The sequence below is a fragment of the Acidovorax sp. Leaf78 genome, from assembly GCF_001422735.1.
Classification (GTDB): domain Bacteria; phylum Pseudomonadota; class Gammaproteobacteria; order Burkholderiales; family Burkholderiaceae_C; genus Acidovorax.
On record NZ_LMLZ01000022.1, the window covers coordinates 71,783 to 87,893 of the forward strand.

17 protein-coding genes are annotated in these 16,111 nt (G+C 69.8%); 5 read left to right on the top strand and 12 right to left on the bottom strand.

Annotated elements, in window-relative coordinates; translation table 11 throughout:
* Positions 1 to 47: 47 nt before the first annotated feature.
* The 8 genes from ASF16_RS18935 to ASF16_RS18970 all read right to left on the bottom strand — a co-directional run bounded on the left by ASF16_RS18935 (position 48) and on the right by ASF16_RS18970 (position 6,521).
* Positions 48 to 1,682, bottom strand: coding sequence for a hypothetical protein (locus ASF16_RS18935; protein ID WP_056171010.1), 1,635 nt, complete (start codon positions 1,680 to 1,682; stop codon positions 48 to 50).
* Between the two features lie 346 nt (positions 1,683 to 2,028).
* On the bottom strand, positions 2,029 to 2,565 hold the full coding sequence (locus tag ASF16_RS18940; RefSeq protein ID WP_235507439.1) for a 2OG-Fe(II) oxygenase: 537 nt from the start codon (positions 2,563 to 2,565) through the stop codon (positions 2,029 to 2,031).
* 51 nt (positions 2,566 to 2,616) lie between these two features.
* Positions 2,617 to 3,090: a peptidylprolyl isomerase gene (locus tag ASF16_RS18945; RefSeq protein WP_056171015.1), complete on the bottom strand. Its 474-nt coding sequence runs from the start codon at positions 3,088 to 3,090 to the stop codon at positions 2,617 to 2,619.
* A 213-nt stretch (positions 3,091 to 3,303) separates the two neighbouring features.
* Entirely contained in the window at positions 3,304 to 4,386 is a 1,083-nt protein-coding gene (locus tag ASF16_RS18950) for a pirin family protein (protein ID WP_056171019.1), read from the bottom strand.
* Between the two features lie 289 nt (positions 4,387 to 4,675).
* On the bottom strand, positions 4,676 to 5,044 hold the full coding sequence (locus ASF16_RS18955) for a DUF1428 domain-containing protein (protein ID WP_056171024.1): 369 nt from the start codon (positions 5,042 to 5,044) through the stop codon (positions 4,676 to 4,678).
* A gap of 95 nt (positions 5,045 to 5,139) precedes the next feature.
* Complete coding sequence (locus ASF16_RS18960) at positions 5,140 to 5,625, bottom strand: DUF1579 domain-containing protein (RefSeq protein WP_082517032.1); 486 nt, start codon at positions 5,623 to 5,625, stop codon at positions 5,140 to 5,142.
* A 105-nt stretch (positions 5,626 to 5,730) separates the two neighbouring features.
* Positions 5,731 to 6,096, bottom strand: coding sequence for a GFA family protein (locus tag ASF16_RS18965; RefSeq protein WP_056171027.1), 366 nt, complete (start codon positions 6,094 to 6,096; stop codon positions 5,731 to 5,733).
* Entirely contained in the window at positions 6,093 to 6,521 is a 429-nt protein-coding gene (locus ASF16_RS18970) for a VOC family protein (protein ID WP_056171030.1), read from the bottom strand. Before ASF16_RS18970 ends, ASF16_RS18965 begins: the two co-directional genes overlap by 4 nt.
* Before the next feature lie 99 nt (positions 6,522 to 6,620).
* Here ASF16_RS18970 and ASF16_RS18975 point away from each other — a divergent pair, with 99 nt between their 5' ends.
* Positions 6,621 to 7,268 (top strand): TetR/AcrR family transcriptional regulator, encoded by a 648-nt coding sequence (locus ASF16_RS18975; protein ID WP_056171033.1) that lies wholly within the window; start codon positions 6,621 to 6,623, stop codon positions 7,266 to 7,268.
* Positions 7,269 to 7,567: 299 nt separating this feature from the next.
* Positions 7,568 to 9,187 carry a methyl-accepting chemotaxis protein gene (locus tag ASF16_RS27055; RefSeq protein WP_156372137.1) on the top strand — a complete coding sequence of 540 codons (1,620 nt, stop codon included), beginning with the start codon at positions 7,568 to 7,570 and terminating at the stop codon, positions 9,185 to 9,187.
* Positions 9,188 to 9,257: 70 nt separating this feature from the next.
* Here ASF16_RS27055 and ASF16_RS18985 read toward each other — a convergent pair whose 3' ends face one another.
* Positions 9,258 to 10,328, bottom strand: coding sequence for a YafY family protein (locus ASF16_RS18985; protein ID WP_056171038.1), 1,071 nt, complete (start codon positions 10,326 to 10,328; stop codon positions 9,258 to 9,260).
* Positions 10,329 to 10,492: 164 nt separating this feature from the next.
* Here ASF16_RS18985 and ASF16_RS18990 point away from each other — a divergent pair, with 164 nt between their 5' ends.
* The gene (locus tag ASF16_RS18990) at positions 10,493 to 11,311 is read left to right on the top strand and encodes an NIPSNAP family protein (protein ID WP_082517033.1); all 819 of its coding nucleotides are present in this window, start codon (positions 10,493 to 10,495) and stop codon (positions 11,309 to 11,311) included.
* Between the two features lie 21 nt (positions 11,312 to 11,332).
* Complete coding sequence (locus ASF16_RS18995; protein ID WP_056171041.1) at positions 11,333 to 11,869, top strand: hypothetical protein; 537 nt, start codon at positions 11,333 to 11,335, stop codon at positions 11,867 to 11,869.
* A 99-nt stretch (positions 11,870 to 11,968) separates the two neighbouring features.
* On the opposite strand, the gene ASF16_RS19000 is transcribed toward ASF16_RS18995, so the two are convergent.
* Together ASF16_RS19000 and ASF16_RS19005 are read right to left on the bottom strand one after the other, a co-directional pair.
* Complete coding sequence (locus ASF16_RS19000) at positions 11,969 to 12,973, bottom strand: SDR family oxidoreductase (RefSeq protein WP_056171044.1); 1,005 nt, start codon at positions 12,971 to 12,973, stop codon at positions 11,969 to 11,971.
* A 170-nt stretch (positions 12,974 to 13,143) separates the two neighbouring features.
* Positions 13,144 to 14,034 (bottom strand): oxidoreductase, encoded by an 891-nt coding sequence (locus ASF16_RS19005; protein WP_056171047.1) that lies wholly within the window; start codon positions 14,032 to 14,034, stop codon positions 13,144 to 13,146.
* A gap of 168 nt (positions 14,035 to 14,202) precedes the next feature.
* Between ASF16_RS19005 and ASF16_RS19010 the strand changes: the two genes are divergently transcribed.
* Positions 14,203 to 15,186, top strand: coding sequence for a LysR family transcriptional regulator (locus tag ASF16_RS19010; RefSeq protein ID WP_056171050.1), 984 nt, complete (start codon positions 14,203 to 14,205; stop codon positions 15,184 to 15,186).
* 30 nt (positions 15,187 to 15,216) lie between these two features.
* On the opposite strand, the gene ASF16_RS19015 is transcribed toward ASF16_RS19010, so the two are convergent.
* Positions 15,217 to 16,026 carry an SDR family oxidoreductase gene (locus ASF16_RS19015; RefSeq protein ID WP_056171053.1) on the bottom strand — a complete coding sequence of 270 codons (810 nt, stop codon included), beginning with the start codon at positions 16,024 to 16,026 and terminating at the stop codon, positions 15,217 to 15,219.
* Positions 16,027 to 16,111 lie beyond the last annotated feature (85 nt).

Genomic DNA, 16,111 nt, shown 5'->3' on the forward strand with positions numbered 1-16,111 from the left:
GCAGTCCCGCTGGATGGCGGCCAGCACCACAACGTTGCCCAACGCCCTCAGCGCACCGACACGAAAATCGGGTTCGAGTAGAACCACAGGTTGCCGTAGTTCCGGTCGTTGATCTGGTCGTGCCGGGTGGCCGCGTCGGCGGTCTTGACGGGCTGGTCGGCCAGCGGCTCGCCTTTCAGCGTAAGGCCCGCGACGTTCTCGCCCAGGTTGGTGCCGCGCAGCCGGAAGTACTGGCTCTTGGTAGCGGGCAGCGTGATCTCCATGGCGTAGTAGCCGTCGCTCTCCTGCGTCCAGTCCGCCGCGGTAAAGCGCTTGACGACGCGGGTGCTGGGGTTGGCGGCCTGCTGGTAGGCGGCCGTCCCGGGCTGTGCCCGGGGGCCCACGTCGCCTGCGATCAGGTCGATGTGGTCCACCTTGGGCGTCATGTTGCCTAGGTTGCCGCTGCTGACCGGGCGCTGGTAGTTGTTGACCGGCGGGCTCTTGAAGCGGATGCGCACGGTGACGGTCTCGCCCTTGGTGGCCTTGAGGTCCTGGCCCATGGTGGCGGTGCCTTCGGCGCCCGTGGCGTTGAAGTCCAGGCCGTTGATCAGGTCGCCGAACACGCCGAAGCTGCGGCCCGCGCGCAGGCTGTCCACCACGCCGGAGATGCCGGCCTGCGACTGCGACTTGGTCTGCCAGACGTAGTTCTTGGCGTATTCGCCCGGGTAGTAGCCGCTGCTGTTGTTGTTGGCGTCGATCTCGAAGTGCGAGTCCGAGTTGGCGATGTTCCAGATGCGCCGGCCTTCGCCCAGCAGCGCATCCCACGTGCCGCCCAGCTGCGCCACCACGTAGTCGACACCGCCGTAGGTGCGGTTGGGCTTGTTGGCGTCGATGTAGGCCGAGGTGTAGCCGCCGCGGTCGGGTTCGAGTTGGTTGCCGACCATGCCTTCGATCGCGAAGACGATCCGGGGCGCCAGGTCGTGCATCTCGCGGAAGTTGGCGATCGTGTATTTGCCGGGGTTGCGCGAGGGGTGGTTGATGGTGGCGTAGCTGGTGTTCGGGTGCTTGTCTTTGAGCCAGGCGATGGCCTTCATCGCGTCTTCGCCGGTCTTGTTGTAGCGCTCGGGCGACTGCGCCTTCCACCGCGCGACGTCGGCCGCATCGAACAGCGACTCGTCGCCCGTGGTGAAGCGGTACTGGAACTCCTTGGCCGCGCTGGCCGAGGTCTTGAAGGTGGGGCTGCCTTCGAAGATGCCGACGTTGACGTGGTCGCGCGTGGGCATGTCCCACTCGAAGGCCGAGAAGATGGTCTTGTCGGCGTAGGTGCCCGCGGCCTGCAGTGCGGCCACGCGGGGCATCTCGTAGGCCTCCATGCCGTAGGCAAAGGCCTTGGGCGCCGGCAGGGGGTTGGCAGCGTGGTCGTACTTGGACGAGCGCAGGTGGTTGCTCAGCGACATCCAGTCCAGGTGGTAGGTGCCGAACGCCTTGCCCAGCACAAAGTCGAGCGTCTGGGTGGTGCGCGAGTCGTCGGACTGCACCGTGTGGACGTGCAGGTCGCCCGTGGTCCAGCGGCCGGGTTCAGCGGCCGGCGTGCCGTCGCCGGAGCTGCCGCACGCGCCGAGCAGCAGCAGGGAAAGGAGCGCAGCAGACGCCAGGGGCGCGCGGCGCGCAGGGGGGACGCGGGATGGGAATGGGGAGTTCATGAATCAAAGGGATGGTGAAGTGGCGGTGGGGCCAGTCCGCCATGGAGCCCGCACAGCACGTGGTTATAGGCAGGGCATATGAACGTTCCGTGACGCCGTCGGGAGGCTCTTTCAGCGTTGAAAAAGGCACTCTTCAAGCGCTGCGCGCCTATGGGCAGGCGTGTTTTCGGAGGGTGCTGGCGGGCCCTGGCACACACCCTGCGATGCTGAAACCACAGGCGCCTTCAACAGGAAATGGGGAGCGCGCGCCGCACTTCAGCGCAAGCTGCGGCAGCCGAAACCGGGCCGTCGGGGCCAGTGGTGCGGGTGGCAGGCGCTGAGGGATCGGGGCCGGGCGCCCCAGGCCTCAGCCGTACAGCACGTCCGAGCGCAGCACGTACTTGGTGCCCTCGGTGACGGCGGTGCCTTCGTGCCAGGTGTCGTGGACAAAGAGCAGCGCGCTGCCCGTGCGCGGTGCCACGGCGAACTCGCGGAAATCCGTGGTGCCGCCGGAAAAGTCGTCGTTCAGATACACCAGCAGCGTGAGCTGGCTGGTCAGCCCCGACTCCATCCACGGGCCGTCCTTGTGCATCTTGAAGCGCTGGCCGGGGGCGTATTTGTAGAACCGCAGGTCCTTGGGCAGCCCCTGCGCCACCCGCGTGCCCACGGCGGGCAGGGCCACCTGGCCGAGCCGCTGCCACAGCAGCGCCACCCAGCCGGGCGCCTCGACCATCACGCGCTCGTTGTTGCGCACCAGGGGCATGGCCTTGGGGCCGCCGGTGGTGCGCACGCCCGCTGCGCTGAAGCCGCCCGCCTCCGCCAGCTCGACCAGCTGGGCGCATTCATCGGCCGACAGGAAGTCCTGCAGCGAAAAGGCCCGCTCGGAGTGACGGATCAGGCGCATGGGTCGTGCGGCTCGGTGCGTGGGTGTGGGTGCGGTGCCAGGTGACCGCTTTCAATGCTGGTGGCCGTGGTCGCCGTGCACGTGGCGGTGCGCAATCTCTTCGGCGCTGGCGGCCCGCACTGCGGTGACCTTGCAGCTGAAGGTGAGCGCCTGCCCGGCCAGCGGGTGGTTGCCGTCCAGGTGGACTTCGGGGCCCTTGATCTTGACCACGTTGAACACCGCGGGCTGGCCGTCGGTGCCCACGCCCTGCAGCTGGCCGCCGACCTTCACGCCGGGCGGGAACTCGCTCTTGGGGATGGTGCGCACCAGGCCTTCGTCGCGCACGCCGAAGGCGTCTTCCACCGCCAGTTGCAGCGTGGTGGCAAAGCCCACGGCCTGGCCTTCCAGTGCGGCTTCGACCTTGGGGAAGATGTTGTCATAGCCGCCATGCAGGTAGGCCAGGCTGCCGCCATCGAGCGGCTTGCCTTGGGGCGTGGTGACCTTGTAGGTGATGGTGACGGCGGAGTCTTTGGTGATGGTGGTCATGGCTCGCTGGCGCTTTCGTCTGGGTGTCTAAAAAAGAGGGCGCAGCGCAGCGGTCGGCCAGCGGGCACCAACCCCTGGCAGCGCTGCGCGCATCGAAACCCTGGATTGTCCACGAGCCGCCCGGCGCCTGCCGGGCAGTGGCGGCGCCCCCACGGGGCGGGGGTGTTTCGGCCCCGCTCCCGGCAACTGACGCGGCGGGAGCGGGCTATCTCATCAGGCCTGGGCTGCGGCAGCGGCCTCGGCAGGGCGCTCTTCCTCGGTCTGGCCGGGGTACCGCGCAAAGCGGCGGGCCTCGGTGCCGTGCACGGGGTCCTGGTCGTCCCAGGGCCAGCCGCCGAACTGGGTGCGGCGGTAGTCGTTCATGGCTTGCATGATCTCGGCCTGCGTGTTCATCACGAACGGGCCGTACTGCGCCACGGGCTCGCCGATGGGGCGGCCCTGCAGCACCAGGCATTCCACGGTGGTGGGGCCGGTGTTGGTCAGTTGCCAGTCCTCGGTGGCGCGCACCTGCAGCGCGGCGTGGCGGTCCACGTCCTGCGGGCCCACGCGCAGGCTGTCGCCGACGAAGAAGTACAGCATGCGCTGCGTGCCTTCGCCCTGCGCGGCGGGCAGGGTCCATTCAGCGCCCGGGTCCATGCGCAGCGTCCAGATGGCAACGTCGCCCTCGGGCTGCGAGGCCCAGGACTCGGGCGGCGGCGCCAGGGGGTCGGGCGCGCCGGGCAGCGCACCGGCCACCACGGTGACGGTGGTCGCGCGGCCGGCGGCGTCGTTGTGCACCAGGCGCGGAATGCGCTCGTCCCACAGCATGGTGAAGTGCGGGTCCACCATCTTGTTTTTGGCGGGCAGGTTCAGCCAGATCTGGAACAGTTCGAGCGGGTTGGGCTCGGTGGCGTTGAGCAGCGGGAACATCTCGGAATGCACGATGCCCTTGCCGGCCGTGACCCACTGCACGTCGCCGCCGCCAAAGCGCGCAGCCGCGCCCAGCGAGTCGGAGTGGTCGATCAGGCCCTTGCGCACCAGCGTCACCGTCTCGAAGCCGCGGTGCGGGTGGCCGGGAAAGCCCGGCACGGTGTCGCCGTGGTACATGCTCCAGCCGTCCTTGCCGCTGAAGTCGCTGCCGATCTGGCGGTCTTCCACCGGCACGGCGGGGCCAAACGCGGCGTTGCCCGCGGGGTAGGCATCGTCGTGGTGGGCGCAGAAAAGAAACGGGTCCATGGTGGGCCACTGCGGGCCCAGCAGCTGGGCCTTGATGATGGGGACCAGCGTGGGGGTGGTGGCAGGGGTGGACGACGACATCAGGGGGCTCCTCGTGTTGTGCACCGCCACTATCGGACGGTTGCCTGTCGAATATGGAGCCCATGGTGCCTGAACAGAAGTGCGGCGGATAGGACAGTGCGGTGCGCCGGGCGGGACAGTGGGGGCTTGGCGGCTCACCCAGCCATGCCGGAGATATTTGACAAAATTCGGCTCCAGCGCTTGTCCGGCAAGCGCAGATAGCTATGGTTTTGATATCAGGACAGCCATCGTGATGGTCGCCCTTCTCGTCCCATGGCCCGGGCCCGGGCGGCACGACTGCGACAGCGGCTCAGGCCTTCACCTCGACCACCGGTACGAAGCCGCCGAAGATCATGCGTTTGCCATCAAACGGCATGGGCGGGTTGCCGGGTGTGGAGGGGTCCATGCGCGGGTCTTCCATCATCTTCTTCATGCCTGCATCGCGCGTGGCTTTGTCCGGCCATTCGATCCACGAGAAGGCCACCGTCTCCTCGGCCGTCGCCTGGACCGCGCGGCGGAAATCGGTGACTTTGCCGTCGGGGACGTCATCGCCCCAGCCTTCGATCACACGCAGAGCGCCGAGCTCGATGAATATCGGGTCGAGCTGGCGTGCGTGCTCAATGAATTTCTGCTTGTTGGCGGTGGGGACCGCGATCACGAAACCATCGATGTAAGACATATCCTGACTCCTGTGAGGTTGACTGTTCGAACTGCCCACCTGGGGCGTCTCATCCCGTATTCACCCGGCCCGGCGGACCGGAGCCCGCCTTGCCATCACTTGCGACGGTACGTCGCCTGCATGAACTGCTTCCAGCTCCCGTCCGGCTGCTGGCCGAACGAGGTGAGCGTGCGTTCACGGGGGCCGACAAGGGTGATGACGTCGCGGTAGCGCGCCGTGGCGCCATCGCCCTTGAAGCTCGGGCCTTCGGTTTCCAGCGTGAGCACCTTCTGGCCCGCGTCCAGCGTGCCGCGGTACACCCACATGTGGGTCATCATCGACCCCACCCAGGTGCCCAGGAACACGTTCTGCTCCGGGTCGTAGCCCAGCGTCATCTGCATGCGCGCCTCGCCGCCACCGCCAGGCATGCTGCCGGTGCCTTCGAAGATCACCCAGAGGTCGCCCAGGGCGCGCACGTGTTCGGTGCCAGTGCCCTGCTCGGCCGGCTGGTCGGGGCCCATGTCGCAGTCGGACGTGCAGGTCCAGTCGCCCATCAGTTGCTGCAGCCAGCGGTGCATGGCGTGGGGTTCGGGTTTCATCATGTCGGTCTCCTTGGGGTGGGGGTCATCCACAAGCGCTGCGCAGCTTCCATGTTCAGCGGGACGGCGCGGCGCAGGCGCTCATGGGGTGGGTCTCTGTCTGTCGCCTCAGGCCTTGCGGCCGTCGTAGTGGTGCACCGGCACGCTCTCCAGGTCCAGCCCTTGCAGACAGCGCAGGTTGACCGCCGCGACGCGGCGGCCCTGGGGGTCCACGCCTTCGCCAAACGGATGGATGCCGCAGGTGGCGCAAAAGCGGTGCTGGATCACATGCTTGTGAAAGGTGTAGGTGGCGGCATCCGATTCGGGGGTGGTGAGCGTCAGCGCATCGCGCGGCACAAACCACAGCAGCGAACCGCGCCGGCCGCACATGCTGCAATTGCAGGCCAGCCCGCTGTCGATGGTGCCGTGCACCTCGAAGGCCACCTTGCCGCAGTGGCAGCTTCCCTGGTAGGTCTGGGCGGTCGTCGCGCTCATTCGGGGGCCACCACCATCCACGGCACGCCGAAGCGGTCCGCCACCATGCCAAAGGCCTGGGAGAAGAACGTCTTGGCCAGCGGCATCTGCACCTGGCCGCCCTCGGCCAGTGCGTCGAAGTACCGCCGGGCCTGGGCTTCGTCCGCCGGGCTCAGGGCCAGCGAGATGCCCTGGAAGTTGCGCTGGCCCGAGCCCATGCCGTCCGATGCCATCAGTTGCGTGTCGCCCACGGTGAACGCGGCGTGCATGACCATCTCAGGCGTGGGGCCCGGGCCCCCGCCCTCTGCACACCCCGGGCCGCCGGCGGACTCCGGGTGGTCCTTGAAGCGCATGAGCGCGGTCACCTGGGCGCCCAGGGCGCTTCGGTAGAAATCCAGGGCCTCTTCGCAGCGGCCTTCGAACATCAGGTACGGCTCGACTTTCATGGCGGTCTCCTTTGTGGGTGAAATGATCGGCGCACAATTGTGAACACCGTCCACAAACAATAGCAAAGATAATGGACAGTGTCCACATCTGCCCCACCCATGAACGTAAGCACCCGCAACACCCCGGCCGCACGCAGCACCTACCGCCATGGCGACCTGCGCCGCGCCCTGCTGGATGCCGGCATCGAGCTGGCACGCCAGGGCGGCCCCGACGCGGTGGTGCTGCGCGAGGCCACGCGCCGCGCGGGTGTGGCACCCAATGCGGCGTACCGGCATTTCGCCAACCGCGACGATCTGCTCGATGCCGTGCGCGCCGCCGCCGTGGCCTCGGCCGCGCGCTTCATGGAGGCCGAGCTGGCCCAGGTGCCCGCCACCGGCACGCCCACCGAGCAGGCCCACGCCCGGGTGCGCGCCGTGGGCGCGGGCTACATGCGGTTTGCGCACGCCGAGACCGGGCTGTTCCGCACCGCGTTCGGCGGGCGCTTCACGGTGCAGCACGACCCGGACCCGGCCATGGGCGGCGCCACAGGGCTCAACCCTTTCGAGCACCTGAGCGCGGCGCTCAATGACCTGGTGGCCGCAGGCGCGCTGCCCGCCGAGCGCCGCCCCGGCGCGGAGTACCTGGCCTGGTCCACCGTGCACGGCATGGCGCTGCTGGCCATCGACGGCCCGCTGCGGGGCACGCCGCAGCCGATGCTGCACGCCCTGGGCCAGCAGCTGCTGGACATGGTCGAGCGCGGGCTGTAGACCGCGGCGCACACGGCGCAGCCCACCCCCCGACCCGCATTGCCTGGAGGCGGCCCCTTCACTGCGGCCAGGGACCGCTCAAGGGGCCTGCACATCCCCCCATTGCCACCCGATGCCCCCTTTTTAGACTGGGTTGTCGAAGTTCGCCTACACAGCCGCGCCGCCTGCGTACCAATAATTCACATATTGAAACCAAAAGTCACAAACAAAACCAATTGGTCACAAAGCCGCTAACCGCGAGTGCGTCCCCCGGGAGCCGCACGCCGATGTGACCGTTGCAGCGCCCCTTGAGCACCACCATGAACTTCCACAGCAAAACCGTCACCCAGAAATTGACGATGGCATTTTTTGTACTGATCGCCTTGTTGATCGGTGTGTCCATCCTGTCGCTGCGCAGCCTGGGGACCGCGCAGGCGGAGTTCCAGAGCTTCGTCAGCAACGAGTTCACCCGCGGCAGCTTGGCGCGCGATGTGCACGCCGCCGCCAGCGCACGGGCGATCTCGGCGCGCAACCTGATCCTGCTCACCGGTGCGTCCGACATCGCGATGGAAACCGCCGCCGTGAAGGCGGCGCACGAGCGGGTGCAGGACGGGATGTCCCAGCTGCGCGCGGCACTGGCCCGCGGCACGCACGTCGATCCCGGCGAGCGCGCGCTGTTCCAGCGGCTGGAGGCCATCGAAAGCCAGTACGGCCCGGTGGCGCTCGACATCGTGGCGCTGGCGCTGGCCGGCAAGAAGGACGAAGCCACGCTCAAGATGAATGCGCAGTGCCAGCCGCTGCTGCAGCAGCTCATCGGCACCACGTCGCAGTACACGCAGCTCATCACCACATCGGGCGCGACCGAAATCCGCGTTGCCGCGGAGCACTTCAGCACCAACCGCCTGGCGCTCGTGGCACTGGCGCTGGTGGCCATCGGTGCGGCCGTGGGCCTGGCCCTGCTGATCAACCGCAGCCTCATGCGCTCGCTGGGTGCCGACCCTGTGGAGCTGAGCGCCGCGGCCCGCCGCGTGGCATCGGGCGACCTGGGCCCCGTGCCTGGCGGCGCGGCGGCGCCTGCCGACAGCGTGCTGGCCTCGCTGGGCGGCATGCAGTCTGCGCTGGCGCACATCGTGGGTCAGGTCCGCGCTGCGGCCACCGCCATCGAGGCGGGCTCGCACGAGATCGCCACGGGCAACACCGACCTGTCCCACCGCACCGAGCAGCAGGCGCGCAGCCTGCAGCAGAGCGCGTCGTCGATGGAAGAAATGACGGCCACCGTGCAGCAAAACTCGGACACCGCGCACCAGGCCAGCCAGTTGGCCTCCGTCGCACGCGCCGCCGCTGAGAACGGCGGCACGGTGGTGGCCCAGGTCGTCACCACCATGAACGACATCGCCACCAGCTCGCGGCAGATCGCAGAGATCACCAGCGTGATCGACGGCATCGCGTTCCAGACCAACATCCTGGCGCTGAACGCTGCGGTCGAGGCCGCGCGGGCGGGCGAACAAGGCCGCGGCTTTGCCGTGGTGGCCAGCGAGGTGCGCACGCTCGCACAGCGTAGCGCGCAGGCCGCCAAGGAGATCAAGTCGCTCATCGAGGCGAGTGCTGCCAAGGTGAAAAGCGGCTCGACGCTGGTCAACACCGCAGGCGCGGCCATGACCGAGATCGTGGGCGAAGTCCACCGCGTGGCCGACCTGATCGGCGAGATCAGCGCCGCCACGCGCGAGCAGTCCACCGGCATCGCGCAGATCGGCAGCGCCGTGGCCGAGCTGGACCAGTCCACCCAGCAGAACGCTGCGCTGGTGGAGCAGATGGCCGCCGCCGCCCACACCCTGAACCAGCAGACCCACGGGCTGGTGGAGTCCGTGGCCGTGTTCCGCGTGGACACCCGCGTTCAGCTGACGCACGCGCACGCCGCGCCAGCGCTCCTTGGTGCCTGAGCTTGAAGCGTTTGAGGCCCCTGCCGCGCACCCATCAAGCGCTACCAGCTACCAATTTGATAGCGCCTCGTCATCCATCGACCGACTGGCCGTAGAGCGTTGCCGTGCTGCGCACCCGCTCCACCACCGCACGGCGCAGCGCGGCGGGCCGCAGCACCTCGACCTGGGGCGACAGGCGCAGCAGCTGGCCGCAGGCGTGCTCCACCGATTCGATGGGCACGGTCACCGCCACCCGCCCGTCCTGGCGGCGTGAGGCAGGCGCTGCCGCCACCGCCCGCGCCACCGCGCTGCTGAGCATGCGCAGCCCCTTGAGCCCTGCCGGCGTGGCCAGCAGCGCGGCTTTGCCGGTGTAGAGCGAGGATTCGAAGCGCTGGATCGACGCCGCCCAGTACGCGGGCAGGTCAAACCTCGCGGGCCGGCGCACCGGCGCATCGAGCGCCTGCGCCGCCAGGATGTTGGAGACGCGGTAGGTGCGCGGGCCGCGGTCTGCCGGCGCGCCCGCGGTGGCTGCGCCTGCGGCCTGGGCCGCCTTCCGCACTTTCGCCGCCTTGCCCACCACGCCATCCGCCGCATCACCGGTCGGCAGTGCCACCAGGTACCAGACCCCGGCCTTGAGCACCAGGCCCAGCGGGCTCACGGTGCGCTGCACGGTGTCGGCCCAGCTTTCGTAACGCATCGTGATCTGGTGGCCGTTCCACACGGCGGCGGCCACGGTGGCCAGGTGGGGCGTGGGGTCGCTCTCGCGGTACCAGTCCACCGGGTCCAGGTGCAGGCGCGTGCTCACGCGCTGGGCGTCTTCGCGCCAGGCTGCGGGCAGCGACGACAGCAGCTTCAGCCGCGCGCCTTCCACCTCGTCGCCCAGCCCCAGCTGCTGCGCAGGGCCGGGCAGGCCACTCAGGAATACGGCCTGCGCCTCTGACGGCGTGAGCCCGGTGAGCGTGGTCTTCCAGCCGGGCAGCAGCGCAAACCCGCCGTGTCGCCCGCGCTCGGCGTAGATGGGCACGCCGGCTGCGCTGAGTTGGTCCACATCGCGGTACAGCGTGCGCACCGAGATCTCCAGCGCATCGGCCAGCGCGGTCGCGCTCATGCGGCCCTGGGTTTCGAGCAGCATCTGAAGGGACAACAGGCGGCTGGCGCGCATGGTGGATGTTGGGTCTGGGTGGGGAGAACCGGGAATGCGGGCAGGCGGCCACCTGCAACCCCCCCCCCGCAAAGATAGCCTAAATACCTGCCATCAGGTGGCAGGTATGGCGGCGCAGACTGCAGTCCTGCTCGATTCCACACCCCATCGCCCCAGGAGCCCACATGTGTGAAGACACCCTCACCGCCCCGCCGTCAGGCACCGCCGACGTCACAACCACGGCAACCGCAGCAGCACCCTCTGCCCCCATCGCTGCCGACGCATGCGCCGTCGTCGAGCTGCGCCAGTACACGCTGCACCCGCAACAGCGCGAGGTGCTCATCGACCTGTTCGACCGCGAGTTTGTGGAGACGCAGGAGGCCCAGGGCATGCGCGTGCTGGGCCAGTTCCGCGACCTGGACCGGCCCGACCTGTTCGTGTGGCTGCGCGGCTTTGCCAGCATGCAGGCCCGGCGCCAGGCGCTCGAAGCCTTCTACGGCGGGCCCACCTGGGCGGCGCACCGCAGCGCCGCCAACGCCACCATGATCGACTCGGACAACGTGCTGCTGCTGCGCCCCGCCTGGCCCGGTGCCGCGGCGGCATTGCCCCAGCACCCGCGCCCCGCACCGGGTGCCGCCGCTGCCAGCGGCGCAGCCCCCGGCCTGCTGGCGGCCACGGTGTTCCACCTGCACGAGGCCGCGACGCCTGCGCTGCTGGACTTTTGCCGCCACCGCATGGCGCCCCTGCTGCAGCGCAGCGGCGCGCGGCAGGTGGCGTGGTACTGCACCGAGACCAGCCCCAACACCTTTCCGCGCCTGCCGGTGCGCGAAGGCGAACACGTGCTGCTGGCACTGGCGCTGTTTGGCAGCGAATCGGCGGCGCAGTCGTTTGCCACCAGCGGCGCCTGGGAGCGCGGTGTGGCGCCGGGCTTGGCGCCCTGGTTGTCGCGCCCGAGCGAGACCCTGCGCCTGCAGCCCACCGCGCGCAGCGCGTTGCACGCCTGAAGCCCCCACAGGAGCACCACCATGGCCATGACACCCCACCTCATCACCATCCCCTCGCCCACCGTGGCACCCAGCGCCGCGCGCGACTTTGATTTCCTCATGGGCCCCTGGCGCATCCGCAACACGCGGCTGGTGCGGCGCCTGGCGGGCTGCAACGACTGGGAGGTGTTCGACGCCACCGGCCATGCGCGGCCCTTGCCCGGTGGCATCGGCAACTGCGACGACTTTATGCCCCTGGCCTGGAAGCCCGGCTTCGTGGGCATGACGCTGCGGGTGTTCAGCCCCGCCGCGCAGCGCTGGAGCATCTACTGGCTGGACAACGCCACCGGCGGGCTCGATGCGGCCACGGGCCTACTGATGCCGCCCGTGGTGGGCGGCTTCGACAACGGCGTGGGTATTTTTGAAGGCCAGGAGCTGCTGGACGGGCGCCCCGTGCAGGTGCGCTTTGAATGGACGCAAACCGGCACACCGACGCCCCGCTGGCAGCAGGCGTTTTCAGGTGACGGTGGCGCGACGTGGGAGGTGAACTGGGTGATGGAGTTCTCGCGGCCCGTGTAGCGCACGTGCTCTGCGCATGTTCGCTGTCGCCCGGTTCGCTGCGCCTGGGCAGCCTCGGCGCTATCTCGGGCTGCGGTGCCGCAAGCCCGTTCAGACAGATCAGCGGCGGCGGCCCGCCCACGCGCCCAGGGCCACGCCTGCGATGCCCATCGCGGCCACCAGGCCCAGGCTGTTGCGCTGCGCACGGCGCTGGCCGCCGTCGATGGCGGTGCCGCGCGAGGGCTCGAACAGGTTGCCGTCACCGGACGGCACGGCGCGCGCGCTGCCCAGGGCGCGCTCGGTCACCCAGCGCATCACCGCACCCAGGCGCTCCGGCGCCAGCGTGTGGGCCACGCGCCCCGGCACGGCGGCAGCGCCGAGCCAGGTGACAGCCCGGGGGCGGTCGACCAGCGCCACGATGGCGTCGGCCACGCGGCGTGGGTCCAGCAGCGGAATGCGCGGCTGCAGGTTGCGCCCGGTGTAGTTGGCGCCGTGCGACAGGCCCGGCGAATCGACGAAGGTGGGCGCCACATCGCACACGTGCACCCCGGGCAGGTCGGACACCTCGGCGCGCAGCGCCTCGGACAGGCCGCGCAACCCGAACTTGCTGGCCGTGTACGCGGCCGCATAGGGCGACGGGATCCAGCCGCCCGCAGAAATCATGTTGATCAGCGTGCCCTCGCCGCGCTCGCGGAAGTGGCGCAGCGCTGCATGTGCGCCGTGCAGGTGCCCCAGCAGATTGGCCTCCAGCACGCGGCGGTGCGATGCCACCGGTGTCTCGTCGAACCGGCCCACCGCTCCCACGCCCACGCCGTTGATCCACACGTCGATGCGGCCATGGTGGCGCAGCGCGGTATCGGCCAGTTGGGCCACTGCGTCGGGGTCGGTCACGTCGGTGGGCACGCCCAGCGCGGTGTTGGCGCCGGCCTCGCGGCAGGCCATGGCCACGGGGGCCAGGGTGTCGGGGTTGCGGGCCGCCAGCACCAGGCGCGCGCCGCGGCGGGCGAAGGCCAGCGCGGTGGCGTGGCCGATGCCGCTGGAGGCACCGGTGATGACCACCACCGGCGCCACCCGGGCGCTGGCGGTACGGAAGGCGTTGGAAGTAGCGGGGGATGGAGATGCCATGGCAGAAGGGGGATCAGCGCCGGCCGGTGTGTCGGCAGGGCATGGACAACAACGATGTCCGGTTGTAATCCACGCGCTGCCGCGCCGCTGTAGGACGGTTGCCAGAACCCCCACCCGATGCGGCGGGCTGGGCGCACGCCGCCCAGCCCGCGCCGTGCATGCGGCCTGCGTCAAGCCGCGCGCAATGCCGTCTCTGCCGGAAAGTCCGTGGACGCCGCCACCGCCCGCCACTGCGCGGTTTCGCGCTCGACGAACGCGTGCTTGTCGGCAATGGTCTGCAGCGTGTCCGTGCCCAGCGGCAGGCGCAGCGGGGGCGTGGGGCTGGCCACCAGTTGCATGATGGCCTGGGCCAGGCGCACCGGGTCGCCGGGCTGGTTCAGGTTGATGCGGCGCGCGGCCTCGCGCACGGCGCCGGCGCTCATGGCGTAGTCGTCCATCACCTGGGGCGACACGGCCAGCGAGCTGCCGTCCAGGAACTCGGTGCGAAAGTACCCGGGCTCCACCACCGTGGCGTGGATGCCCAGCGGCGCCAGCTCGGCGTGCAGGGCCTCGGTCAACCCTTCGACCGCGAACTTGGTCGAGCAGTACACGCCGAACCCCGCGGCCGACTGCACGCCGCCCAGCGACGAGATGTTGACCACGTGCCCGGCGCGGCGTGCACGCAGGGCGGGCAGCACCGCGCGGGTCACGTGCAGCAGGCCGAACACATTGGTGTCGTACAGGCGGCGCACCTCGTCGGCCGTGGCTTCTTCGACCGCGCCCAGCAGGCCGTAGCCTGCGTTGTTGACCAGCACGTCGATGCGGCCGAAGTGCGCCAGCGCGCGCTGCACGGCGGCCTGCGCCTGGGCTTCGTCGGTCACGTCCAGCGCCAGGGGCAGCAGCGCGTCGCGGGCGCCCAGGCGCTGTTCGACCGATGCGGCGCTGCGCGATGTGGCGACGACGGCATCGCCCTGGGCCAGCGCGGCCTCGGCAATGCGCGCGCCGATGCCGCGCGAGGCGCCGGTGATCATCCAGACGCGGGGATACGAGGAATGGGTGGTGGTGGCTGTGGTGGAAGTCATGGCAGGTCCTGGAGGTGGTGTTGAGCAATGGGCGGTGCCCATGGCCGTGAACTCTAGGCACGTCATTGCCACGCGACTAGCCCATAATCTCTGGATTCATTCGCAAGCAGTGCTTGCCAATCCACCACACACTCACCCCGCACCCGAACGGCACAATGCCTGCCCACCATGGCCATCAATGAACTGCGCGCCATCGCCAACTTCGCCAAGGCCGCCGAGCTGGGCAGCCTGCGCCAGGCCGCCGCCACGCAGGGCATCACGCCCCAGGCGGCCAGCCAGTTGCTGGTGCAGCTGGAGTCGCACCTGGGCGTGCGGCTGTTCCACCGCACCACGCGCAGCCTGAGCCTGACCGAGGAGGGCCGGCAGTTTCTGGCGTCGGCGCAGCCGGGCCTGACCACGCTGCAGCACGCGGTGCAGGGCGCCCGGCGCGGGCGCGAGGAGATGGCCGGGCCGCTGCGCATTGCGGCGCCGCGCTCCATCGTGCTGGAGGTGATCTGGCCGGTGCTGCACGAGTTCTGCCGCCGCCACCCGCGGGTGGAGCCCGATGTGCAGCTGGACGACCGCATCGGCAACTGGGTGGAAGACCGCGTGGACGTGGGCTTTCGCTCGGGCTACCCGCCTGAGGGCGGCGTGGTCGCGCGGCGGCTGATCACCCTGCAGCTCATCGTGTGCGCCGCGCCTGCCTACATCGCCCGCCACGGCGCGCCCGCCAGCATCGACGACCTGGCGCAGCACCGCTGCAGCGGGTTTAGGCACCCGTCCACCGGCAAGCCCATGCCGTGGGAGTTCCAGGTGGGCGACGACATCGTGGCGCGCACGGTGCATCCCGCGTTTTGCACCAACGACATCGAGGTCGAGGCGCGCGCCGTGGTGGGCGGCCACGCGGTGGGCCAGCTGGTGGGCGTCACCGCGGCGCCGCTGGTGCGCAGCGGCCAGCTGGTGCCGCTGCTGCCCCAGCACGTGGCGCAGCACCTGGCGCTGTACGCGTACTACGGCAGCCGCACCGCGCTGCCCGCGCGGGTGCGGGCCTTCATCGACCTGGCGGTGGAGATGGTGGCGGGCAACCCGGCCTACACCCTCACGCAGCAAGAGCTGGCGGCCCACGGCCCTGCCGTTCAGAAAAAGCCCCGCGCACGCAAGCCGGCGCAGTGACGGTGGCACACCGGGCGATGCAGCGGCGAGTCAGGCCGCGAAGCCGCCGTCGATGAGCAGGCTGGCGCCCGTGACCATGCCCGACTCGGGCCCCGCCAGGTAGGCCACCATGCCCGCGATCTCGTCGGGGTGCGCGTGGCGGTCCAGCGCCATCATCGAATGCATGTTGCCGGCCAGTGGGCCGTCAGCCGGGTTCATGTCGGTATTCACCGGCCCGGGCTGCACGTTGTTCACGGTGATGCCGCGCGGGCCCAGGTCGCGCGCCAGGCCCTTGGTCAGCCCCACGATGGCGGCCTTGCTCATGCCGTACACGCTGAAGCCCGCCCATGGAATGCGGTCCGAGTTGGTGCTGCCGATGGTGATCACGCGGCCATAGGCGCCGCCCTGCCCCATGTGGCGCACGGCGGCCTGCGTGGCGACGAACACGGCGCGCACGTTCACGTTCACCGTGTGGTCGAAGTCGGCCAGCGAGAAGCTGTCGATCTCGCCCGCCACCGCCACGCCCGCGCTGTTGACCAGGATGTCGATGCGGCCCAGCGTGCGCGCAGCGGTATCGATGGCCGCTGTGAGGGCCGCGGCATCGGTGCTGTCGGCGCGCAAGGCCAGCGCACGGCCACCGGCGGCTTCGACCGCTGCGGCCACGGCCTGGGCCGGTGCCTCGGAGCTGCTGTAGGTGAAGGCCACCGCAGCGCCGTCGCGCGCCAGGCGCCGCACGATGGCCGCGCCGATGCCGCGCGAGCCGCCGGTGACGAACGCCACCTTGCCGGCCAGGACGCCTGCGGTGGATGCGGGGGACGATGAAGGCTGCACGGACGACGCAGGGGTAGAGGTGCTGATCATGGTGTTCTCCGAGGAATCAGGGGGTTGCAAAGAGCGGCTGAGGAAGCAGCGAAAAATCTGCAGTGTCGGCAAACCATTGCACCTG